The sequence below is a fragment of the Mycolicibacterium brisbanense genome (assembly GCF_001570425.1).
Lineage (GTDB): Bacteria > Actinomycetota > Actinomycetes > Mycobacteriales > Mycobacteriaceae > Mycobacterium > Mycobacterium brisbanense.
This window is the reverse complement of sequence record NZ_BCSX01000050.1, coordinates 1-23,078: the sequence shown is the minus strand read 5'-3', so window position 1 is coordinate 23,078 and position 23,078 is coordinate 1. Positions and strand designations below refer to the sequence as shown.

Sequence of the window (23,078 nt, the reverse complement as noted above, 5' to 3'; positions counted from 1 at the left end):
CGGTGTGCTGCAAGGCCCAGAGCACCGCCGAGGCGTCTGGAAGAATGTCGGGGTGACGGTAGAAGCTATCAAGTCCGGTATCGACCTGAGCCATGTCGACGCGCAGGCCCGCCCGCAGGACGATCTATTCGGCCACGTCAACGGTCGCTGGCTGACCGAATACGACATCCCCGCCGACCGGGCCACCGACGGCGCGTTCCGGTCTCTCTATGACCGCGCCGAGGAGCAGATCCGCGATCTGATCACCCAGGCTGCCCAGTCGGGGGCCGCGAACGGCACCGACGAGCAACGCATCGGCGACCTGTACGCGAGTTTCATGGACGAACAGACCATCGCCGAGCGCGGGCTGGCTCCCCTGCTCGACGAGCTGGCGCCCATCGATGCGGCCACCACCCCCGACGAGCTGGCCGGGGTGCTCGGAGCGCTGCAGCGCACGGGCGTCGGCGGCGGTGCCGGCGTCTACATCGACACCGATTCGAAGGATTCGACGCGGTACCTGTTGCATGTCAGCCAGTCCGGGATCGGGCTGCCGGACGAGTCCTACTATCGCGACGAGCAGCACGCCGAGATCCTGGCGGCCTACCCGGCGCACATCGCGCGGATGTTCAGCCTCGTGTACGGCGGGGATCAGACCGAGACGGCTGCCCGCATCGTGGCACTGGAGACCAAGCTGGCCGCCGCGCACTGGGATGTGGTGAAGCGTCGCGACGCCGATCTCACGTACAACCTGCGGACGTTCGCCGACCTGCCCGCCGAGTCCCCCGGGTTCGACTGGTCGGTCTGGGTGCGGGGCCTGGGAACGACGCCAGAAGCGGTGGCCGAACTCGTGGTCCGCCAGCCCGACTACCTGACGGCGTTCGCGGCGCTGTGGTCGAGCGAGGACATCGAGGACTGGAAGGCGTGGGCCCGCTGGCGCGTGATCCACAGCCGCGCAGGCCTGCTCACCGACGACCTGGTCGCCGAGGATTTCGCGTTCTACGGTCGCACGCTGAGCGGCACCGAGCAGATCCGCGACCGCTGGAAGCGCGCCGTGTCGGTGGTGGAGAGCCTGATGGGCGACTCACTGGGCAAGCTCTATGTGCAGCGGCACTTCCCGCCGGAGGCCAAGGCCCGGATGGATGAACTGGTGGCCAATCTGCGTGAAGCCTACCGGGTCAGCATCACCAATCTCGACTGGATGACGCCGGAGACCAGGGCCAAGGCGCTCGACAAGCTCGACAAGTTCACCCCGAAGATCGGCTATCCCGCACGCTGGCGGGACTACTCGGCGCTGGTCATCATGCGCGACGATCTCTACGGCAACTACCGGCGGGGTCACCTGGTGAATTCCGACCGGGAGCTGGCGAAGCTGGGCGGCCCGGTGGACCGCGACGAATGGTTCATGACGCCGCAGACGGTCAACGCCTACTACAACCCGGGCATGAACGAAATCGTCTTCCCCGCAGCCATTCTCCAGCCGCCGTTCTTCGACGCCGACGCCGACGACGCCGCCAACTACGGCGGGATCGGCGCCGTCATCGGCCATGAGATCGGCCACGGCTTCGACGATCAAGGCGCCAAGTACGACGGTGACGGCAACCTGGTGGACTGGTGGACCGACGCTGACCGCGCCGAATTCGGGCTCCGCACAAAGGCTTTGATCGAGCAGTACGAGAAGTTCACGCCGCGTGCGCTCGACGCGAGCCATCACGTGAACGGCGCCTTCACCGTCGGCGAGAACATCGGCGATCTCGGCGGGCTGTCCATCGCACTGCTGGCCTACGAACTCTCCCTCAAGGGCGAGGAGCCACCGGTGATCGACGGGCTGACCGGCGTGCAGCGGGTCTACTTCGGCTGGGCCCAGGTGTGGCGCACCAAATCCCGTGACGCCGAAGCCATCCGGCGGTTGGCGGTCGATCCGCATTCACCGCCGGAGTTCCGCTGCAACGGCGTCGTCCGCAATATCGACTCCTTCTACGAGGCGTTCGAGGTGACCGACACCGACGAGCTGTATCTGGATCCCGCACAGCGCGTGCGCATCTGGAACTGACCGTTCCTCGCGCGTTTTCTCCGGCGAGCAGTCCCCGCGGTACCCGACACGCCGCAGTTGCGGTACCGCGGTGTCTGCTCGCCAAAGAACTCAGCGGTACTTCGCCACGTAATCGGTCATGGTGGCCAGCTGATAGCGCGACACCTCGTGAGCGTTCTCGTCCTCGGCGAACACACTCGACACCATGACCGTGTCGGGCCGATCATAAAAACCGATCCCGGCCAGGCCACCAAAGAACTCATCCCACTCGATATCGCCGTCACCGATCTTGAGGTGCTGATGCACCCGCACCGGATTCCCCGGCGGATTGGTGATGTAGCGCAACCCATGACTGCGGTGATGGTCCATGGTGTCGGCCACATGCACCAACCGCAGCTTCTCCCCCGCCGCAGCCATGACCTCCCCCATGTTGGCACCCATGTGAAACGTATGACACGCCACGTACACCATGCCGATGTTCGGCGAGTTGACCCCGCGGATGATGCGCACCGCTTCCAGCCCGTCCTCCACGAAATCATCGGGATGCGGATCGATGCGCACATCGATCCCCTCCCGCTCGGTGATCGGCAGCAGCTCTTCCATCGACCGGAAAAACGCCCGCTCCGACTCCTCGGCTTTCTCCGGACGCCCGGAAAACTCGGTGTTGATCACATTGACACCGAGATCGACAGTGATCTCGATGACGCGTTTCCAGTTACGCACCGCGGCTTCCCGGGCATCCGGGTCAGGACTCGACCAGCGCAGCACCGGCAACACCGACGCGATCCCCACCCCCGCCGCCGAACACGCCTTACGGAACGCGGCCACCAGATCATCATCGGCGCGCGGATGATTGAAAAACGGGATGAAATCCCGGTGCGGCGTCAACTGCAGATACTCATACCCCAACTCCGCCACCAACTTCGGAAACTCCAGCAACTCATGCGAATGGTGAAACGGCGTCGGATCCAACGCAATCTTCATCGGGTTCCTCGCTTTGCGTAATCGGCGATGGCATCGACGTTGGACCGGTCGATGAATGCCGGGCCGGTGAGCGTGGGCTGACCGCCACCGATCACGTTGCCGTTGTTGAGGTAGAGCCACAGCGCGTCGACAGCCAGATATCCCTGTAGGAACGGTTGTTGGTCGATGGCCCATTGCACCTTGCCGTCCTTGATCGCATCGACCAAGGCGGCGTTGGTGTCGAAGGTGGCGACTTTCGCACGACTGCCCGCGGTGGCGGCTGCCTGCGTGGCCGTGATCGCGATTGGTGCGCCAAGGGCGACGACGTAGTCGATCGACGGATCTTGCTGCAGTTTGGCGGTGATCGTCGACTGTACTGACGGCATGTCGGTACCGTTGACGTTGAGGGTCTGCATCTGCCCGCCGTAGCCTTCGGCCACTCCGGCGCAACGAGATTCGAGCGCGATGTTGCCCTGGTCCTGGATGACGCATACTACGTTCTTCGCGCCATCGGCCGCGAGCCGCTTTCCTGCTGCGATTCCGGAGATCTTCTCGTCCTGGCCGAAGTACGCTTTGGCGCCCGCGGCTTTCCACGCGTCGATACCCGCGTTCAAGGCGACCACCGGGATTCCCGCGGCGACTGCGCGCTGCACCACTCCGGTCAGCGCCTCCGGTCGCGCGAGTGTCACCGCGATCGCGTCGACCTTGCTGTCGACTGCGTTCTGCACCAGGTTCGCCTGGTCGGGGCCTTGGAGTTCGGACGAGTACTTCAGTTCGACGTTGTCCTTGGCAGCCGCGGTCTCGGCGCCCTTACGCACCAGATCCCAGAATGTATCGCCGGGTGGGCCGTGGGTGACCATCGCGACGGTGAACCGCGGTGTGTCGGCCTGCCCCGCGCTCATACCGCCCCCGGAGGTGTGCGGCTTACCACCGGTAGACGAGCACGCACTCAACCCAATCACGATGGCCGCCAACGCGGTTGTGGCCCGTAATTTGTTCATGGCGGTCACCCGACTACTGCGGAATTGGCGGCTTTGAGGGTTTCCGCGGCGACCTGCAGGCCCTCGAGCGGTCCGAACGCGACGTCTTCGTGTTCGATGTTGACCCACATGTTCGGATCGACGCGGTGCAGCGCCGCCAGGAACCGGGACCAGAAGTCGACGTCGTGGCCGCGCCCGACGGCGACGAAATCCCACGCTGAGTCTTCCGGCCATTTGTTGACCACATGCCTGCCCCCGAGCCCGGTCGGATTCTCGTCCCACGGAATTCGGGTGAACCGGTCATCGAGTACCCCGTAGATCTTGCAGTTGTCGTTGATCCGGGTGTCCTTCGCGGCAGCGTGGAACACCAGCGGTCCCAGCCAGTCGATCGCGGCGATCGGGTCGATGCCTTGCCAAAACAGGTGCGACGGATCCATTTCGGCGCCGACGTTGGTCGCGCCGGTGCGCTCGACGAGGCGCTTGAGCGTGGGCGGATTGAACACCAGGTTCTGTGGATGCATCTCGATGGCGACCTTGACACCGTTCTCACGGGCCAACGAGTCGATCTCAGACCAGAACGGCACCGCCACCTCATTCCACTGATAGTCGAGTGAGTCCAGATAGCCTGAGTCCCAAGTATTCACATGCCAGGCCGGCCACTGCCCACCGGGATGAGCCTGCGGCAGGCCGGACATGGTGACCACCCGGTCCACCCCCAGCAGACCGGCGACCCGGATGGCGTTTCGCAGGTCTTCGGCATCCTCGGGCCCGACTTCGGGGTCTGGGTGCAACGGGTTTCCGTTGCAGTTCAGGCCGGCGATCGACACACCAGTGCCCTCGAACTCCGCCAGGTACTGCTGCGGAGTCACCGCGCCGGACAACAGGTCACCCACCGGCAGGTGCGGGGTCGGCAGGAACCCGCCCGCGTTGATCTCGGCGCCGGTCAGCCCGAGTGAGGCGATGGTCTCCAGCGCTTCACGCAGCGACCTGCTGTGCAGGATGGCGGTGTAGACACCGAGCTTCATGATAGGAATTCCTTAAGTTTGTAGTTGCAGTTTCTTCGTGCTGTTGATGCGGTTACGGTGTGCTGCGACCCGGGTGGGTCGGGTGAGGCTTAATGGTTTTTTGCCGGCCTGGTGGTGCGGCTTGAAAGGATTGGCCGCCCGGCCTGCCTGGACTTCTCTGGCCGCTGATTGAGATCTGCGATGTGATCGCTTGTTTAAGGAAATGCCGGCGGGGTTGTCCATGGGGATCCTGTTGGCAGACAAGCGAAAAGAGGCTCTATGACGGCAAACCAGGTATGGGCTGGGGTCGACGTAGGCAAAGAACATCACTGGGTGTGCGTCGTGGATGTCAACGGCAACATGGTGTTGTCGCGCAAGTTCATCAACGACGAACACACGATCCGCGACCTTGCCACCGAAATTGATGGGCTTGCCGATGAGGTGTTCTGGACGGTGGACCTGAGCAACGTCTACGCCACCCTGGTGCTCACGGTGCTCGCCGATGCCGGCAAAACGGTGCGCTACCTGGCCGGCCGGCAAGTCTGGCAGGCCTCCTCGACCTACCGTGGTGGCGAATCCAAGACCGATGCCAAAGACGCCCGGGTGATCGCCGATCAATCTCGGATGCGCGGTGAAGACCTTCCGGTCCTGCGTCCCGGGGATGACCTGATCACCGAACTGCGCATGCTCACCGCCCACCGTGCGGACTTGGTTGCCGACCGCACCCGGACCATCAACCGCCTGCGCCAGCAGCTGGTGGCGGTGTGCCCGGCGCTGGAACGTGTCGCTGAGCTGACCCAGGACCGGGGCTGGGCGGTGCTGCTGGCACACTACCAACGACCGAAAGCCATTCGCCGAAACGGTGTTTCGCGACTGACCAAAGCGCTTACCACCGCCGGGGTGCGTAACGCCGCCACGATCGCGGCGGCCGCGGTAACAGCCGCCAAGGCCCAGACCGTCGGACTGCCCGGTGAAGATGTTGGCGCAGCATTGGTCGCCGAGTTGGCCCAGGAGGTGATGAACCTTGACGACCGTATCAAGACCACTGATGCGGACATCGAGGAACGATTTCGCCGCCATCCGCTCGCGGAAGTGATCACCAGCCTGCCTGGCATCGGGTTCCGACTCGGCGCTGAATTCCTTGCCGTCATCGGCGATCCCGCCCTGCTCGAATCGCCCGATCACCTGGCCGCGTGGGCCGGGCTGGCCCCGGTATCCAAAGACTCCGGCAAACGCACGGGCCGGCTGCACACACCCAAGCGCTACAGCCGCCGGCTGCGCCGAGTGATGTACATGTCCGCCCTGACTGCGATCCGCTGCGATCCCACGTCGAAGGCCTACTACCAACGCAAACGGGACCAAGGTAAGCGACCCATACCGGCCACCATCTGTCTGGCCCGCCGACGCGTCAACGTCCTCTACGCATTGATCCGTGACAACCGAGCCTGGGAACCCACGAGCCAAATCACCACAGCGGCGGCTTGACACGCTCATTGAGAATCCTTTCAGGTCAAACGACTTTGACGGTGGCCCCGCCCGACAGGGCGGATTCTGTGACGGCGGCGACGACGCGTAGCCCGTGCAGTCCCGCGTCGAAGCCAGGCAGCGGTCCCAGTTCGCCGGTCCCTGCGATCTGGTTCAGGAACGCACGATTCTGATAGGCGAAGAGGTCGGCGACACCATGTCCGACGCCGCCGGCATCCATGGGCAGCCCACCGCGGATATACGGGTGCTCGGGTCCGATGATGACGCGTCGTGTTCCGGCCAGCTCCACGCGGCTCTCGGCGGTCGAGATCTCGAATTCGGCGGGGCGGTGGAGATTCCACGACGCCGAGCCGGCGGAGGCGAACAGGTCGAACCCCAACCCGTCAGGCGAGTTGTGGGCCACCCGCGATGCCGAGAACGTTCCGACCGCGCCGTTGTCGAAAGTCGCCGTGAACGTGGCGACATCTTCGTTCTCCACCGCTGCGACCTCGTCGCTCACCGCGGCTTTGGTGTGCCCGTACGTGACGCCGATCGGCACCGGACGTTCGGTGATGACCGTGGTAAACGCCGCACCGCCGACCTCGGCGATGGGGCCGCACACGAATTCGCTCATGTCGATCAGGTGACTACCCACGTCGGCGAGAGCGCCCGTTCCGGGCCCGCCCCGGTACCGCCACGTGATCGGCGACCTCGGATCCAGTGCGTAGTCGCACCAGTAGCGGCCGTTGAAATGCACCAACTCGCCAAGGGTTCCCGCAGCGAGCTCACGACGGATCTGCTCGACGGCCGGCGAGCGGCGGTAGGTGTAGCCCACGGCGGTCACGCAATCGGACTGCTCCGCGGCCGCCACCATGGCTTCGGCGTCGGCAAGGCTTCCCGCCAAAGGCTTTTCGCACAGCACGTGCTTGCCCGCAGCGAGCAGACCTTCGACGATCTCGCGGTGCAGATGGTTGGCCACCACCACACTCACGGCGTCGATGTCGGGCGCTTCGGCGATCGCACGCCAGTCGTAGCAGGCGCGCTCGTACCCGTAGCGCCGGGCGGTGTCGTCGGCCACCGCGGCGCTGGTGTCGGCGATCGCGACCAGCCGCACATCCGGACCGGTTTCGAATAGCGTTGTGGCGGTGCGGTATCCGGCCGCATGTGCGCGTCCGGCCATACCTCCGCCGATGACGGCGACGCCGATTGATTGAGAGGTCACTGCTACTTCACGCCCCTTTTGAAACTGATTTCTTAAACCGATCTATTTGACCGGTCTAGTTCCGATACTATGGGCTGCGTCACAGCGCCTTGTCAAGACCGGAAAGGAGTCGGATGCCCGCCAACCGAGAGCGGCCGACCATGCAGGACATCGCCGACAGAGTGGGCGTGTCCAAGGCGCTGGTCTCGCTCGTTTTCCGTAACGCCCAGGGCCCCAGCGCCCAGACGCGCGAACGCGTCCTGGCCGCGGCCGACGAACTGGGCTACCGGGTCAACCGGGCCGCCGCCCTGATGACGGCACGGCGCACCCACCTCATAGGAGTGGTGGCGAACATCAGCAGCCCATTTCACGCCGAACTGGTCGAGGACATCGTGGCCGAGGCCGATGCGAACGACTACGAAGTGGTGCTGGGCGCGGTCACCGCAACGCATCCGGAAGCGGCCGTCGTCGAGACCCTTTTGAGCTTCCGGTGCGAGGCGCTGATCCTGCTCGGACCGGAGCTCACCGAGAGCACGCTGGCCGACCTGGCGGGACGAGTGCCCGTCGTCGTCGTCGGCCGTCGCACCTCGTGCCCTGAGGTCGACGTGGTGCGCACGGCCGACGGGCGCGGTATCGGCAGGGTGGTCGAGCATCTGGTCGAGTTGGGCCACCGGCGCATAAGCCATCTCAGCGGTGGTCCAGGGACCATCTCAGCCGACCGCAAGGCGGGCTATACGCGGGCCATGAAGCGCCACGGCCTGTCCGCCGAAATCGACGTCATCGACGGCGACCTGACCGAGAGCTCGGGCATCGCAGCCGCACACGCCCTGCTGCAGCGGCCCCAGCGGCCGACGGCCGTGGTGGCGGCCAACGATCAGAGCGCCATCGGCCTGCTCGACCAGTTGATGCGTGCCGGCGCGGCCGTCCCCGGTGACATCGCCGTCGCGGGATACGACGACAGCGTGCTGGCCCAGCTGGCCCACATCGACATGACGACCGTCAGCCAGGAACCCCGGCAGCAGGCACAAAGCGCCGTCAAGGCGATCGTCGACCGCCTCGACAACGGCCGCACCGAACGGCTCGACGTCGTGCTCGAACCGCGGCTGGTGGTGCGGCACACCACGGGATGAGCGGCCGAACAGACGCGAAACCGCCCTCTTTCGCGTGAAAAAGGGCGGTTTCGCGTCTGTTCGCGAGAGTTGCGGCTAGAAGAGTTGCGGCGAGAAGAGTTGCGGCTAGAAAATCTGCCAGTCGGAAGCACCGTCGGGCTGGTTGTACAGGCCCGTGGAGTTCTTGATGACGACCGGGTCACCGCTGCCGAAGTTGTCGTAGAACCACTGCGCGTTCTCCGGGCTGAGGTTGATGCAGCCGTGGCTCACGTTGCGCTTGCCCTGATCGGCCACCGACCACGGGGCGCTGTGCACGAACGCGCCGCTGTTGTCGATGCGGACCGCGTCCTGCACCGTCAGCTTGTAGCCCTCGGGTGACGTGTTCGGCACGCCGTAGGTGGCCGAGTCCATGACGATGCTGGGGAACTTCTCCAGCACGTAGTACGTGCCGTTCTTGGTCTCGTGCTTGCCGTCGGGCTTGCCCATCGACACCGGGAAGGTCTTCTCCAGCTTCCCGTTGCGCATCACCTGCATCTGGTGGGCCTTGTCGTCGACGGTGGCCACGAGGTAGTCGCCCACGCGGAAGCTGGACTTGGTGCCGCCCGCATCGATGTTCACCACGGTGTTGGCCGGCCAGAAGTCCTGCGGCCGCCAGCGCACCTGGGTGTCGTTGACCCAGTAGAACCGGCCGGGGACCGGCGGATTCGACGAGATGTGGATGGCGTCCTCAGCCAGCTTCTTGTCGGCGATGGGCCGCTGGAACTGGATGTAGATGGGCTTGGCCACGCCGACCATGGACCCGTTGACCGGGTTGAAGGACGGCGGCAGGAACACCGGCTCGCCCGTGTAGGGGGTCGGGTTCTGGCCTGGGGGGGTGCCCGAGGGGATGACGGCGGGGGCGCCGTAGTTGGTGACCGACGGCGGAACGGCGGCCGGTTGCGCGGCCGGGGCCAGCGGATCGGCCGCGTTGGCTGGATCGGGCGCAGGCAGCACGCCTGGAGGTGGCGGCGGGAAAGCTGGGTCCACAGGTGCCGGGGGCACGTCGGGATCCGCCAGTGCGGACGGGCTCAACACGAGTCCGCCGACCAATCCCGCGGCCATGAAAACGGTGATCAGTCTGCGTTTTGCCGATTTCGGCATAGATAACCTCCAGACAGCAGAACTTTCTCCAGTGTCGCACAGCGCGGAGACCAGCTACTGCCGCGAGAGGCCATGACACCCCGACTCCGGCCGCATCCACGGCGCTGAACTGCACTGTCAGTCGGCGCGGAGGTGTCAAGCGTTACTTCCCGGTGGTTGCGCAGGAAACCTTGAAAACGTCGCGCGTGGCCAGCACTCCGGCCATCGCGACGACGATCAGACCCGCCGATGTGGCGATCATGACGGCCAGACCGGCGTTGTCGTAGAGCACACCACCGACCAGGGAGCCCGCCATGATGCCCACCTGGAAGGCGGCCACGTAGCGACCGGACGCGCCATCGGGGTCCTCGGGTGACGTGCGCATCGCCGAGGCCTGCAGCATCGGGGGCAGTGCCGTCGACGCCGCGCCCCACAGCACCACGGCGGCGACGCCGATCAGCACCGTCGCCATGCCGCCGGCGTGGCCGAACGCCAGCGTCGTCAACGCCACCAGGGCCGCGGCCAGCGCGCCCAGACAGGCCACCACCGAGGCTTTGGGCCAGTGGTCCAGCGGCCGGGCCATGGCCGCCATCGCGATCAGGCCGGCGATGCCGTATCCGGTCAGCAGCCACGCCAGATGCGGTCCGTGCACACCCACCACGTCGCGGATGATCACCACGATGAACGTGTAGGCGATGAAATGCCCGGTGACACCGATCAGGGTCAGCCCGGAGAGCGTCATCAACCGGCCGTTGCGGCGATGCACCTGGCGGGCAGGCACTTCGTCGCGGGCCACCGGCATCGGCGGGAGGATCACCCAGGCCGCCAGTGCCACCACGGCGGCCGCGCCTGCCACCGCCGCCACGGCCATCCGCCAACCCCACAGCTCGCTCATCGCCGCGGTCAGCGGATTGCCCGCCACCAGCGCCAGGCCGGTACCGACGTAGACCGCCGCGGTCGCTCGGCCCGCGTGGCTGGGCGGCACCAGCCGGGCTCCGATGGGCGCGATCACCGACCACATCAGACCGTGGGTCAGCGCGCACAGCACGCGCCCGCCGGCCAGGACCGCGAAATTCGGCGCGACGGCCGAAACCGCTTGCGAGACGGCCAGGCACACCAGCGTCGCGAGCAGCGTGCGACGCCGCGGCCAGGATGCGGTCAGCCGCACCAGGGCCACGGTGGTCACCGCGGCGACCAGCGCGTAGCAGGCCATCAGACTGCCGACGAGGCCTTCACTGACCCGCAGGTCCGCGGCGATCACCGGCAGCGCGCCGACAGGGAGGATCTCGGCGGTGACGTAGATGAAGGCCGCTGCGGCCAGCACCGTGAGCGATGCGGCGACGCGCACCGTCCACGGGCCTGTGGATGTCGACGACAGCTCGACGGTCATGGTGGGATGCCACGGTAACGGGTAGGCGTTGCAGTTTCGGACAACCGAACCGAAGGGATACGTAATGGTTGCTGTACCGGATGGGTTTGAAGACCTGCTCGATCGGCCGTTGTTCGGCCATCTGGCCACCACCCGGCCGGACGGCACGGCCCAGGTCAATCCGATGTGGTTCGACTGGGACGGCTCCCGGCTGCGGTTCACCCACACCACCAAGCGCCAGAAATACCGCAACGTGACGGCCAACCCCGCGGTCGCGATGTCGATTCACGATCCCGACAATCCGTACCGCTACCTGGAGGTCCGCGGTGTGGTCGAGGAGATCGTGCCGGATCCGAAGGCGGAGTTCTTCCTCAAGCTCAACGACCGCTACAGCGGATCGCTGACCGAAGTTCCGGCCGACGCCGCCGACCGCGTGGTCCTGGTGGTGCGCCCGACCCTCTACAGCAAGCACTAGGCCCCGCCATGATTGTCGCCTTCAGTGTCAGCCCGATGGGCGGTGACGAGTCCGGCGGTGTCGGCGCCGCCGTGGCCGAAGCCGTGCGGGTGGTCCGCGAATCAGGCTTACCCAACGAGACCAACGCGATGTTCACCAACATCGAGGGTGAATGGGACGAGGTCATGGGCGTGGTCAAGCGGGCTGTCGAAGCAGTGGCGGCGGTGTCGCCGCGCGTCAGCCTCGTGCTCAAGGCCGATATTCGCCCGGGCTACACCGGTCAGCTCACCGCGAAGGTCGAACGCATCGAGCGCGAGCTCGGCAACTAGGACCGCACCAGCCGCGCGATGGCGGCCGAGGCCTCGGCGAGCTTGGCGTCTGCCTGCTCGCCGCCCTCGGCCACGGCTTGGCTGACGCAGTGGCCCAGGTGCTCGTCGAGCAGGCCCAGCGCGACCGATTGCAGCGCGCTGTTGACGGCGCTGATCTGGGTGAGGACGTCGATGCAGTACTTGTCCTCGTCGATCATCTTCGCGATGCCGCGGACCTGCCCCTCGATCCGGCGCAGCCGCTTGGCGTAGTTCTCCTTCTGGGGCGAGTAGCCATGCGCTGTGGACGGCGTGCCGCCGTTTGTCCCAGAGCCCTCAACCACATCCATCAGACCAGCATACCGGTACCCCTCCGGGGTATAAAGACTGGTTTGGCCGGGAGAAACGGCAGGCGGCATACTGCATGCATGCCCTCCTCGGAAACACCTGACATCAAGCCGCGCAGCCGCGACGTCACCGACGGACTCGAGAAGACCGCAGCCCGCGGCATGCTCCGCGCGGTGGGCATGGGTGACGACGACTGGGGCAAACCGCAGATCGGCGTCGGGTCGTCGTGGAACGAGATCACGCCGTGCAACATGTCGCTGCAGCGGCTGGCGCAGGCCGTCAAGGAGGGCGTGCACGCCGCCGGTGGCTACCCGCTGGAGTTCGGCACCATCTCGGTGTCCGACGGCATCTCGATGGGCCACGAGGGCATGCATTTCTCGCTGGTGTCGCGTGAGGTCATCGCCGACAGCGTCGAGACGGTGATGCAGGCCGAGCGCCTCGACGGCAGCGTGCTGCTGGCCGGCTGCGACAAGTCGATCCCCGGCATGCTGATGGCCGCAGCCCGGCTGGACCTGGCCAACGTCTTCCTCTACAACGGCTCGATCATGCCCGGTGTCGCGAAGCTGACCGACGGCACCGAGAAGGAAGTCACGATCATCGACGCCTTCGAGGCCGTCGGCGCGTGCGCCCGCGGGCTGATGTCGCGCGAGGATGTCGACATCATCGAGCGCGCCATCTGTCCGGGCGAGGGAGCCTGCGGTGGCATGTACACCGCCAACACCATGGCCTCGGCGGCCGAGGCACTCGGAATGTCGTTGCCGGGCAGCGCCTCTCCCGTCGCCATCGACAAGCGGCGTGACGAGTTCGCCCGCAAGTCCGGAGAAGCCGTCGTCGAAATGCTGCGCCGCGGCATCACCGCGCGCGACATCCTGACCAAAGAGGCGTTCGAGAACGCCATCGCCGTCGTCATGGCCTTCGGCGGGTCCACCAACGCGGTGCTGCACCTGCTGGCCATCGCCCGGGAGGCCGAGGTCGAGCTGACACTGGCCGACTTCACCCGCATCGGCAACAAGGTGCCACACCTGGCCGACGTCAAACCGTTCGGCCGCCACGTCATGAAGGACGTCGACGAGATCGGCGGCGTGCCCGTGGTGATGCGTGCGCTGCTGGATGCCGGTCTGCTGCACGGGGATTGCCTGACGGTCACCGGCAAGACCATGGCCGAGAACCTCGCCCACATCGCGCCGCCCGACCCGGACGGCAAGGTGCTGCGCGCGATGAACAACCCCATCCATCCCACCGGCGGCATCACCATCCTGCACGGCTCGCTGGCCCCAGAGGGCGCCGTGGTCAAGTCCGCGGGCTTCGACTCCGACGTGTTCGAAGGCACCGCAAGGGTTTTCGAGCGCGAACGCGCCGCGCTCGATGCGCTGGAGGACGGCACCATCACCCACGGCGACGTCGTGGTCATCCGCTACGAGGGCCCCAAGGGCGGCCCCGGTATGCGCGAGATGCTGGCCATCACCGGCGCGATCAAGGGCGCGGGCCTGGGCAAGGATGTGCTGCTGATGACCGACGGCCGGTTCTCCGGCGGGACGACGGGTCTGTGCGTCGGGCACATCGCCCCGGAGGCCGTCGACGGCGGGCCCATCGCGTTCGTCAAAGACGGTGACCGGATCCGCCTCGACGTCGCCAACGGCACACTCGACATCCTCGTCGACGAAGCCGAACTGGCCGGACGCAAGGACGGCTGGCAGCCACTGCCCCCGCGGTACAAGACCGGCGTGCTGGCCAAATACACCAAGCTGGTCCAGTCCGCTGCCGTCGGCGCCGTCTGCACCTAGCCCTCTGCACCTAGCCCTCTGCACCTAGCCCTCTGCACCGCGAGCGTGCATGTCTGCTGGCCGACACACCGCAAATCTCCAGCATTCCGTGCACGCTCGCGGGCCGGTACAGTGACGTCAGGCGCGCAGGAACGCCCGATGTCCGCTCGAAGAGGCTCAGCCTCCCTGCTGGTTGACTTACCTTGTGACCGACCTCTTCTCGGCCCGAATCGCGGACGCGGGCGTATGAGAGGAGGCCGTCATGGCCAGCCGACTCCCCAGCAACCCGTCACTGGACAAGCTCCGCGACGAAGCGCGCAGGCTGCAGCGCGCGGATCACACCCCACTGCATCAGGCTCAGCTCGCGGTCGCGCGTAACTACGGTTTCACCGGCTGGCCCGCTCTCGTGCACTACCTGCGCGAAGCGGCCGCACTCAGCGTCGACCCGGGCGCCGTCGGCGAGAACGCCCTCGACCCGGCCGACCGCTTCTGCAATTGGGCATCGTTGCGTTACAACGAGTCCGACGCCCCACCCCGTTGGCAGTCCGCAGCCGACCTGCTGGCAGCCGACCCGACAATCGTCGCGCGCAGCGTGTGGGCCGCCGCTGCGGCCGCCGACCCCGACGCGCTCGCCGATCACCTGACCAAGCGGCCCACGCTCGCCAACACCGGCGGTGGACCGTTCGGCTGGGCGCCGCTGATGTACCTCTGCTACTCACGAGTTCCGTTGGGCCACAGCGCCGAACGTGTCACCACGGCCGCGGCGCTGCTGCTCGACGCAGGCGCCGACCCCAACACCGGCTACCTGTGGTGCGGTCTGTCGACGCCGTTCACGCTGTTGACCGGGGTGTTCGGCGAGGGCGAGCAAGGCCCGCGGCGTCAGCCCCGCCACCCGCACGCCACCGCGTTGGCCACCCTGCTCTTACAACGCGGAGCCCATCCCGCCGACCAGCAGACCCTCTACAACCGGATGTTCCGGCCCGACAACTCCCACCTGGATCTGCTGTTCGCCCATGGCCTGGCCGATGCCGAGCCCAGCCCGTGGGAGCGCCGACTCGGTGAGGCCATGGAAACTCGAGAACAGATGTGGCAGCGCCAGATCCACTGGGCAGCAGAGCACGGCTTCACCGAGCGACTCGAGCTGCTGGCGCGCCACGGCATCGACATATCCGGGGCCGACGTGAAAGTGCCCACCTTTCCCGACGACCCCAACGCCCGCGACGACGAGGGCGCCACGCCGCTGCACCAGGCCGCGTGGGACGGCGACCTGGTGCTGATCCGCAGACTCCTGGACGCGGGCGCCGACCCGTCACTGACCGATGGGCGGTTCGGCTCCACGCCGCTGCAATGGGCCGAGCACGCCTATCAGACCGAGGCGGCCGATGTACTCCGCGGCTACTCGACCGACCCCCACTCAGGCGTGCCTGGTGTCTGAATTACGCACTCGCATACCGAGATACGTTGCATACAGGCCGAGCAGGAACACCACCGCCCCGCTGATGACGTGCGACCAGATCATGCCCGCGGTCGGCCCGCTGACGTAGATCCACGGTGAGATGATCAGCCACACACCGAGGACCGGCAATGTCCACGTCATGCCGTGGCTGCGGTCGAGCGCGCACCCGAAGCACAGCGCCAGGAATCCGACGGTGCCACCGACCAGAAGGTCGTTGGCCGACAGCCGGGTGAACCCCTGATAGCCGATGATCCACGGCGACAGGGCGACATAGAGCCCGGCCATCAACGTCAAGCCGAACGTCGCCTGCGCGGCCATCGACTCGGCGACGCGGTCATATCGGGCCCGCAGCGCCAGGATGTCGGGGTGTTGATCGATTGACGAATGGACCGTTGTCATTTTCTACCCCTTCCGTTACGCGGCAAGGGGTTCGGCCTTGCCGCACCCATCCATCACTGCCCAGATTACGCGCGTTGGCGGTGGTCGGAGCGGGCAGAATCGGCGCGGATCGCCCGCCGTGGCTACGCCCGAAACCCGCCCCGCACGATCGCCGCGAGTTCCTCCCGCGAGCTCGCCCCGACGCGTTGACACGCGCGATACAGGTGGCCTTCGACGCTGCGCACCGACATCACGAGGCGCTTGGCGATCTCGCGGTTGGACAGCCCGGCCACCACGAATTCGACGATCTCACGCTGCCTTTGGGTCAGCGGCTGCCCTGCCGGGTGCCGCAGGGCCGGGGTACAGATGCCGCCGCAGTCGGTGGCGAGTTGGCGTGCGACCGCCGCGGCGTACAGCCCGCGCTTGCCCTGCCCGGATCCGCTGAACGCAACAGCCGCCTGTGCCGCAGCGTCCGCGGCGGTCACCCGGTCACCGATCGCCTGGTACCGGGTCGACGCGTCGAGCAGGCCAGGACCGTCGTTCGCAGCGAGTGCCGCAGCGTGCCGAGCGACCGCGTCCGCCAGCGGAAGTCGCAACTCGGCTGCCAGTTCGGCAGCCCGGGCAGCACCCGATGTGTCACCCCATTGGGTCGCGGCCTGCAGGCAGGCGAGTTCATGGGTCGGTTGGCGGCGTTCGCGGGCCTCGGCGGCGGCGGCACGGACGGCACCGATGGCCTCGGTCAGCGATCCGCCTGCGGCCAACGCCCAGCCGGTCGCCAGCGAGAGGTTGGTCTGCATGTAGACGTAGTCGTCGGGCACCCACTGCCGGGCCTGCGCCAGCGCCTGGGCCGCCTCCTCGGCCTGCCCGAGCTTGCCGTGCGCCTCGGCCAGGCCGAAGCAGCTGGCGGGGCGCAGACCTGTTGAGCCACCGTGGGTTTCGACGCCTGCCAGCGCTTCGTGCAGCAGCCCCACCGCGTCGGGGATCGCGCCGCGTACCAATTCGGCATGGCCGAGCAGGAACGCCAGGTTGGCCTGGGCCAGGCCGGGCAGGTCACGCGCCGAATCCGCCAGTTGCTTGGCGTTGCGCACACATTCGTCGATGCGCCCGGTCAGCCGGCAGGCCCGGGCGTACACGCCGCCGTACCAGAACCGCATCTGCGATGACTCGAACGAGTTGATCGCCCGGTCGATCGCCTCGGTGGCCACCGCAGTGAGGTCGCCGACCTCGCCGAGCGCACCGAGGGCCATCGTCAGTGCCACTGCCGCGATCATGGCGTGGTAGTCCGGCAGCAGACCCGATGCGATTGCAGCCCGGGACTTTTCGCGCGCCGCCTCACAGTGCCCCAGTACCGCGTCGACGCCGGCCTGGATCGCCAGCCGGGCCGCCCGGTCAGCCTCCGACTCCGGGCCGGCCGCCAGCTTTTCGAGGATGACCGCGGCATCGCGGGGACGGCCCAGCATGAAGGTCAGGTTGGCCGCCCGCAGCGTCGCCCAGTGGTGCGCGTCCGGCCGCCCATCCGAACTGATCTGGGCCAGAACGGTTTCCGCCTGCGCACCCTGGCCGAGCAACAGCAGCGCCATCGCCCGCATCGGCGCGGCCTCGTAGGCGCCGCACTCGTCGGCCGCGGCGGCGAAGCGGTCCGCGGAGTGCGGATCCAGCAGTGTCATCGCCGCTCGGGCGGCGTCGAGGTACAGCTGCGGGTCGGGCTTGAGGTCCGAGCCGAGCATCAGCAGGGCGCGCCGAACCGTGGCGCTCAGATCGTCGTCGGGATGCGACGACAGCCGCTCGACGAGCCGTCCCCGCAGCCCCGAGAGGTGCATCTCACCGGCACTCGCGCGACGCAGCTCACCGTAGAGCGGGTGGGCCAGCCGGACCTGCAGCCGCGACCCGTCGCGTTCCACGGTGACGACCCGCAGGTTCTCGGCGGCCTCCAGCTCCTCGCGGCCCACCAGGTCGCACAGCACGTCGACATCGAGCGGTTCGCACTGCGACAGCAGGTCGACCACCATGGCCGGGCCGGCAGGCAACCGGTCGAGGTTGCTGCCCACCATGTCGGTGATGCTCTGCGACACCGCCAGGTCGCCGTCCCACATCCACACCCCGGCCACCCGCCGCAGGCGCCTGCCGTCGATCTGGTCTTTCAGTACCTGCTGCAGGTATAGCGCGTTGCCGCCGGTGAGCTTCCAGAACCGCCGCGCACTGCGGCTGTCGACCGGGCCGCCGAGCGTCTGCTCGATGAACGCGCGCGTCGCCTCGCCCGAAAGCGGTTCCAGATCGAGCCGCGCGAGCAGGCCGTCCTTCCACAACGCGGTGACGGCGTCGGGCGCGGCGCCACCCGCCCGTGCGGTGACCACCAGCCGCACTCCCCTGGCCTGGGCGAGTTGGTGCAGGACGTGCGCGGACAGCTCGTCGAGCAGGTGCGCGTCGTCGACCCCGATCATGCTGCGCCGTTGGTGTTGTTGCGCGACAAAGGAATCGATCAGCCTGCGGACGCTGGGCAGCGGATCGCACATGTCCTGGCTGATGGCTCCGGTGAACGCGCCCAGCGGCAGCGACCTGGCCGATTCGGTGCCGACGAACCAGCTGGTGCGGTCACCGGTCGTGGCGGCCTGGCTGAGCACCTGACGGGCCAGTGCGGTCTTGCCGACGCCGGCCGGCCCGACGATCATCACGCCGCAATGCTTGCTGCCGTGCAACACCCGACGAATGGTGCCGAGCTCGTCGTTGCGTCCCGTCAGCGTCATGCCACCCCTCAAGAACCGGGTTCCCCGAGGTCAGGATAGGGCGCGAAGCGTTCACAGGGACCGTTATTGACCCACCATCCGATAACGCTGCGTGTCGGCTGCGATAACGTCCGGCGTCGCCAGCGGCTCGTCGCGGTCCAGATGGACGCCGCCGGCCCGCAGTGTGTCGTCGACCAGCAACCAGATCCAGCGCACCAGATCGGCGACCAGCCCGTCGGCCGATGTCTGCCCCGGATGGTCGAGCCACCGACCGGCGGAGGACTCGACGAGCCCGACGATGGCGAACGCCAGCGGCTGCGGGTCGGTGTCGACGCCGAAAGCGTTGAGGTACACAGCGAACAACTGGCACAGCTGGGTACCGATGGTGAGCTTGATGTCGGCGATCGCGTCTGGCGCGTCCTCGCCGAGCGAACACCGGGCGAGGTAGCGGTAGAGATTGCGGTGGTCGACGAGGAACCGCACGTGGGCGCCCACACTGGCCTCGATGATCTGGGCCATCGAACCGTGGGGTGTCCACAGCGGCGCCAGCTCGGCGTTGAGCATCTCACTGGCCCGCTGCGCCACCGCGCGCTGCAGGTCGGCCGCATCGGTGAAATGCCGGTAGAGCTTGGTGCGGGTGACGCCGACGTATGCGGCGATCTGCTCGGTCGAAGTCTGCGGCCCGTGCTCGGCGATGGCCGCCAACGCCGCGTCGACGAACTCGGCCCGGCGGCGTTCGCGCTGTCCGGCCCATCTGCTTGTCCGGCCGCTGACTGACTCCACGGAACACACCCTAGCCAATTAACTGGTACGTGACGTACCATACCGTAACTGGTACAGCTTGTACCACCTCCTTTCGAAGGGAATGACGCAGATGAGCGCGGCACTCGCCCCCGCCGAGGACTACGGCTTCTTCGGCCCCGAATCGGTCACCTGGAAGGTGTGGAGTTACCCCACTTCGATGCTGTTGGGCTTCTCGCGCGCGGTCACCATCGAGCACCTGGACCCATTCCTGGCGGCCGCCGTCGACGCCACCGGGCAGGTCTACGCCCGCCCCCGGCTGCGCTACGACCGGACCATGCAGTACTTCGCGCTGGTGGCCTTCGGCGACGCCAAGTCGGTGCTCGACGCGTCGGAGATCCTCGTCAAGATCCACTCGAAGGCCATCGGCACCGAGCCCATCACCAAGCGCCCCTTCGACGCCAACGATCCGCACTCGCAGCTGTGGATCCACCTGACGGCCTGGCACTCGATCCTCTACACCTACGAGATGTTCGGCCCGGGCAAGCTCACCGAGGCCGAGGAGCTGCAGTACTGGGAAGAGTGCGCACGGGCCGCCGAATTCCAGACCATCAATCCCGACGACGTGCCGCGCACCCGCGAGGGCATCCGCGAATACTTCGAGAGCTTCCGTCCCGACCTGGTCGGCTCCGAGGTGGCCCAGCGAATGATGGATTACCTGTGCGATCTCGGGTACCACATCCTGCCGGAGAAGATGCCGCACCTGCTGCGCAAGGCGTTCAACGTCCCGATGCGCGCCGCCATCATCGCCACCATGCCGCAATGGATGCGGCTGCTCGGCGGTATCCCGCAGAATCGGTTCGCCGACGTCGCTGCCCGCGTGGTGGTGCGTCCGTTCCTCAAGCTGATCGCGAGCAATCCGCGGCTGGAGATCAAGGCACTGGACCTGACGACGCCGCACACCACGCCGATCGTCGGTCCCGTGCTGCTGGGCATCCCGGCCAAGAACACAGTCACCTACACCCCGGCAGAAGCCCGCGCCAAGTGGGCCAAGCCGACGCCGTTCGAGCAGTACAGTCAAATCGTGGCCAAGCGGGCAACCGGCGAGGGGCCCACGCCCTATGCGCACAACCATCACGATGCACTGCTGGAATTCGACAAGACCGCGAGCTGACCTATGACCGCACAGATCGACCGCGCCCTCGAAGAACTCGTTGAGGGCGAAAAGAATTGGGCAGCATTGCCGTTGGCCGCCCGCAGGCGCCTGCTCGACGAGATGCGCACACTCACCGTCGAACACACCGCCGAATGGGTGCATGCCGCCGCCGGCATCAAGGGACTCGACGCGTCCTCGCCGCTGGTGGGCGAGGAGTGGATGTCCGGCCCGTACGCCCTGACCTTCGGCCTGGCGGCTCTCTCGGACAGCCTGGCCAAGCTCGAAGCCGGACGCAGCCCGCTCGACGACGCCGAGTTCGGCACCGCCCCGGGTGGGCGGATCACCGTGAAAGCGTTGCCGCTCACCACCTTCGACCAGTTGCTGCTGTCCGGTTTCAGCGCCGACGTGTGGCTGCAGCCCGGCATCGGGCAGGCCGAGGCGGTGCGGGCCGCGGGACTGGCCCAGCGGGACCCGAGCCATACCCACGGCGTGGGCGCGGTACTCGGGGCGGGCAACATCTTCTCGATCGCGCCGCTGGACACCATCTACGAACTGTTCGCCAACAACCGCGTGGTGGCACTCAAGCTCAACCCCATCACCGATCCGCTGCTTCCGGTGCTGTCCAAGGTGCTCGCCCCGTTCATCGCCGTCGGCGCGGTGCGGATCCTCACCGGTGGCGCCGAGGAGGGCACATATCTGGTGCGGCACAAGCTCGTTGACCACGTGCACATGACCGGCAGCGCGTTGACCTACGACGCGATCGTGTTCGGCACCGGCACCGAGGGCGCGGCCCGTAAGGCCGCCGACGAGCCGGTCCTGGACAAGGAGATGACGGCCGAGCTGGGCGGAGTATCGCCGACGATCATCCTGCCGGGTCAGTGGAGCAAGGCAGACATCCAGTTCCAGGCCCACCATGTCGCGACGCAGCGGCTACACAACAACGGATACAACTGCATCGCCGCCCAGGTAGTGGTGCTGTCCAAGCACTGGCCGCAACGCAACGAATTCATCGCGGCGCTGCGCAAGGCCATCAACGACGCACCGCAGCGGCCGGCGTACTACCCGGGCTCGGATGCCCGGGTGGCCGGCGCCGACGCGTCTTATCCGGACGCCCAGCACCTCGGTGTCAACGGAGCCCGCGTGCTCGTGGTCGATCCGCAGGATCGGCAGGCACTGCTGCGTACCGAGTACTTCAGCCCGGTCCTCGGCGTGATCGAACTCGATTCTGCCGGTGAGCAATTCGCCGAGGAAGCGGTCCGGGTCGCCAACGACGAGTTCGTCGGCACGCTCGGGGTGAACATCATCGCGCACCCCGACACCATCGCCGGGCTCGGCGAGCAGTTCGAGGAGCTGATCGCCCGACTGCGCTACGGCACCATCGCCGTCAACGCCTGGACGGGCGTCGGTTACCTGACTCCCACCGCGACGTGGGGCGCGTACCCCGGCCACTTGCGCAACGACATCCAGAGCGGAGTCGGCGTCGTGCACTACGCTTTCCTGATCGACCGGCCCGAGCGGACGGTCGTGCGGGGTCCCTTCCGGCCGGCGCCACGCTCGGTGCTGCACCGGGAGTGGTCACTGTCGCCGAAGCCGCCGTGGTTCGTCAACAACCGCACCGCGGCCACCACGGGCCGGCTTCTGGTCGACTTCGCCGGCTCACCGGGATGGGGCAAGTTGCCGGCTATCTTCGCCTCCGCGCTGCGCGGCTGAGCTCTCACTTGCTCCTTGCGCCCGCAGATCCTCACTTGCTCCTCGCGTGCGCAGATCCTCACCTGCTCCTCGCGTGCGCAACAGCCGCTGGGTGCAGTCCAGGAGCACCTGCTGCAGATCGTCGTCACCGACGTCGCTCAGCTTGGGATCGGTTGCACTGCCGTAGATCCCGGATGCCAGCACAGAGATGATGATCCGGGTGGCCACGTCGGGCTCGTCGCCCAGCAGCATCGCGGTGAGCTGCTCGATGATCTCGGCGAGGTCCGCCCGGCTGTTCACGATGGTGTCGATGGCCGGGTCGCCGTGGAACACCGCCGTCACCCGGCGGTGGCGCACCGCGAGTTCGACCATGCCGTTGATCGCGACTTCGCGTTGGGCCTCACGTGTGGACATGGTCTCGGCGAACCTGACCAACCGGGCCATATCGTCGAACACCGGTTGCACGACCGCCAGGACGATCTCGTCCTTCGAATGGAACTGGTAGTACACGGCGGCCTTGCTGACCCCGAGCCGGTCGGCGATCATCTGCAGGGACGTGCCGTTGACCCCGTGCTCGGCGAATAGAGCGAGTGCCGCTTCCAGCACTCGTTCACGCGCGAACCCGCGCGGCGCTACTGCCTTCGCCACACTCGTCCCTCCGTCGCCAGGAGCGTACCCAAGGGGGTCTCAGGTCACACCTTCGATTACCCAATCGACTTGATTGAAGTTAGCCGACTGTATAGGTTTCACTTGTCGTACGGCAAGGACAGCTGTCTCGTCGCGCACCCGAAAGGCTGACCAGCGAAACATGAAGCTCTTGAGACGGTTCTGGATCCCCGTGCTCATCC

Annotated in this window: 20 protein-coding genes; 9 read left to right on the top strand and 11 right to left on the bottom strand. The window is 66.9% G+C overall.

Annotation, left to right across the window (positions count from 1 at the left end):
- The first annotated feature begins 52 nt into the window (after positions 1 to 52).
- On the top strand, positions 53 to 2,029 hold the full coding sequence (locus RMCB_RS28400) for a M13 family metallopeptidase (RefSeq protein ID WP_062831418.1): 1,977 nt from the start codon (positions 53 to 55) through the stop codon (positions 2,027 to 2,029).
- Positions 2,030 to 2,119: 90 nt separating this feature from the next.
- On the opposite strand, the gene RMCB_RS28395 is transcribed toward RMCB_RS28400, so the two are convergent.
- The 3 genes from RMCB_RS28395 to RMCB_RS28385 are packed head-to-tail and all read right to left on the bottom strand — an operon-like array spanning position 2,120 to position 4,976.
- A complete protein-coding gene (locus RMCB_RS28395) occupies positions 2,120 to 2,992 on the bottom strand; it encodes a sugar phosphate isomerase/epimerase family protein (protein ID WP_062831417.1) in 873 nt (290 codons plus the stop codon).
- A complete protein-coding gene (locus RMCB_RS28390; protein ID WP_062831416.1) occupies positions 2,989 to 3,972 on the bottom strand; it encodes a substrate-binding domain-containing protein in 984 nt (327 codons plus the stop codon). Before RMCB_RS28390 ends, RMCB_RS28395 begins: the two co-directional genes overlap by 4 nt.
- Before the next feature lie 5 nt (positions 3,973 to 3,977).
- Positions 3,978 to 4,976 (bottom strand): sugar phosphate isomerase/epimerase family protein, encoded by a 999-nt coding sequence (locus RMCB_RS28385; RefSeq protein ID WP_062831415.1) that lies wholly within the window; start codon positions 4,974 to 4,976, stop codon positions 3,978 to 3,980.
- Positions 4,977 to 5,234: 258 nt separating this feature from the next.
- Here RMCB_RS28385 and RMCB_RS28380 point away from each other — a divergent pair, with 258 nt between their 5' ends.
- Positions 5,235 to 6,440: an IS110 family RNA-guided transposase gene (locus RMCB_RS28380; RefSeq protein WP_062831414.1), complete on the top strand. Its 1,206-nt coding sequence runs from the start codon at positions 5,235 to 5,237 to the stop codon at positions 6,438 to 6,440.
- 25 nt (positions 6,441 to 6,465) lie between these two features.
- On the opposite strand, the gene RMCB_RS28375 is transcribed toward RMCB_RS28380, so the two are convergent.
- On the bottom strand, positions 6,466 to 7,641 hold the full coding sequence (locus RMCB_RS28375; protein ID WP_062831413.1) for a Gfo/Idh/MocA family protein: 1,176 nt from the start codon (positions 7,639 to 7,641) through the stop codon (positions 6,466 to 6,468).
- 113 nt (positions 7,642 to 7,754) lie between these two features.
- Between RMCB_RS28375 and RMCB_RS28370 the strand changes: the two genes are divergently transcribed.
- Positions 7,755 to 8,750, top strand: a complete 996-nt coding sequence (locus RMCB_RS28370; protein WP_062831412.1) for a LacI family DNA-binding transcriptional regulator — start codon at positions 7,755 to 7,757, stop codon at positions 8,748 to 8,750.
- Between the two features lie 105 nt (positions 8,751 to 8,855).
- Here RMCB_RS28370 and RMCB_RS28365 read toward each other — a convergent pair whose 3' ends face one another.
- Both RMCB_RS28365 and RMCB_RS28360 read right to left on the bottom strand, forming a co-directional pair.
- Positions 8,856 to 9,869 (bottom strand): L,D-transpeptidase, encoded by a 1,014-nt coding sequence (locus RMCB_RS28365; protein ID WP_062831411.1) that lies wholly within the window; start codon positions 9,867 to 9,869, stop codon positions 8,856 to 8,858.
- A gap of 142 nt (positions 9,870 to 10,011) precedes the next feature.
- Positions 10,012 to 11,238, bottom strand: coding sequence for an MFS transporter (locus tag RMCB_RS28360; RefSeq protein ID WP_062831410.1), 1,227 nt, complete (start codon positions 11,236 to 11,238; stop codon positions 10,012 to 10,014).
- A gap of 64 nt (positions 11,239 to 11,302) precedes the next feature.
- Between RMCB_RS28360 and RMCB_RS28355 the strand changes: the two genes are divergently transcribed.
- Complete coding sequence (locus tag RMCB_RS28355) at positions 11,303 to 11,692, top strand: PPOX class F420-dependent oxidoreductase (protein ID WP_029370804.1); 390 nt, start codon at positions 11,303 to 11,305, stop codon at positions 11,690 to 11,692.
- A gap of 8 nt (positions 11,693 to 11,700) precedes the next feature.
- Positions 11,701 to 12,000 (top strand): MTH1187 family thiamine-binding protein, encoded by a 300-nt coding sequence (locus RMCB_RS28350; protein ID WP_062831409.1) that lies wholly within the window; start codon positions 11,701 to 11,703, stop codon positions 11,998 to 12,000.
- Here RMCB_RS28350 and ricR read toward each other — a convergent pair.
- Entirely contained in the window at positions 11,997 to 12,326 is a 330-nt protein-coding gene (gene ricR, locus RMCB_RS28345) for a copper-sensing transcriptional repressor RicR (RefSeq protein WP_029370806.1), read from the bottom strand. The two genes, RMCB_RS28350 and ricR, sit on opposite strands and share 4 nt — an antisense overlap.
- A gap of 78 nt (positions 12,327 to 12,404) precedes the next feature.
- On the opposite strand from ricR, the gene ilvD reads away from it, so the two are divergent.
- Together ilvD and RMCB_RS28335 are read left to right on the top strand one after the other, a co-directional pair.
- Complete coding sequence (gene ilvD / locus RMCB_RS28340) at positions 12,405 to 14,108, top strand: dihydroxy-acid dehydratase (RefSeq protein ID WP_062831408.1); 1,704 nt, start codon at positions 12,405 to 12,407, stop codon at positions 14,106 to 14,108.
- A 241-nt stretch (positions 14,109 to 14,349) separates the two neighbouring features.
- The gene (locus tag RMCB_RS28335; RefSeq protein ID WP_062831407.1) at positions 14,350 to 15,522 is read left to right on the top strand and encodes an ankyrin repeat domain-containing protein; all 1,173 of its coding nucleotides are present in this window, start codon (positions 14,350 to 14,352) and stop codon (positions 15,520 to 15,522) included.
- On the opposite strand, the gene RMCB_RS28330 is transcribed toward RMCB_RS28335, so the two are convergent.
- The 3 genes from RMCB_RS28330 to RMCB_RS28320 form a co-directional block, all read right to left on the bottom strand.
- Entirely contained in the window at positions 15,502 to 15,942 is a 441-nt protein-coding gene (locus tag RMCB_RS28330) for an SPW repeat protein (RefSeq protein WP_029370809.1), read from the bottom strand. The genes RMCB_RS28335 and RMCB_RS28330 overlap by 21 nt on opposite strands.
- Positions 15,943 to 16,064: 122 nt before the next feature.
- Positions 16,065 to 18,665 carry a LuxR C-terminal-related transcriptional regulator gene (locus tag RMCB_RS28325; RefSeq protein WP_062831406.1) on the bottom strand — a complete coding sequence of 867 codons (2,601 nt, stop codon included), beginning with the start codon at positions 18,663 to 18,665 and terminating at the stop codon, positions 16,065 to 16,067.
- Positions 18,666 to 18,728: 63 nt separating this feature from the next.
- Positions 18,729 to 19,427 carry a TetR/AcrR family transcriptional regulator gene (locus RMCB_RS28320; protein ID WP_109784452.1) on the bottom strand — a complete coding sequence of 233 codons (699 nt, stop codon included), beginning with the start codon at positions 19,425 to 19,427 and terminating at the stop codon, positions 18,729 to 18,731.
- 91 nt (positions 19,428 to 19,518) lie between these two features.
- On the opposite strand from RMCB_RS28320, the gene RMCB_RS28315 reads away from it, so the two are divergent.
- Positions 19,519 to 20,559 carry an oxygenase MpaB family protein gene (locus RMCB_RS28315; RefSeq protein WP_062831477.1) on the top strand — a complete coding sequence of 347 codons (1,041 nt, stop codon included), beginning with the start codon at positions 19,519 to 19,521 and terminating at the stop codon, positions 20,557 to 20,559.
- A 3-nt stretch (positions 20,560 to 20,562) separates the two neighbouring features.
- Complete coding sequence (locus RMCB_RS28310) at positions 20,563 to 22,251, top strand: aldehyde dehydrogenase family protein (RefSeq protein ID WP_062831404.1); 1,689 nt, start codon at positions 20,563 to 20,565, stop codon at positions 22,249 to 22,251.
- Here the strand turns inward: RMCB_RS28310 and RMCB_RS28305 are convergent.
- Positions 22,198 to 22,878: a TetR/AcrR family transcriptional regulator gene (locus RMCB_RS28305; protein WP_072278564.1), complete on the bottom strand. Its 681-nt coding sequence runs from the start codon at positions 22,876 to 22,878 to the stop codon at positions 22,198 to 22,200. The two genes, RMCB_RS28310 and RMCB_RS28305, sit on opposite strands and share 54 nt — an antisense overlap.
- Positions 22,879 to 23,078 lie beyond the last annotated feature (200 nt).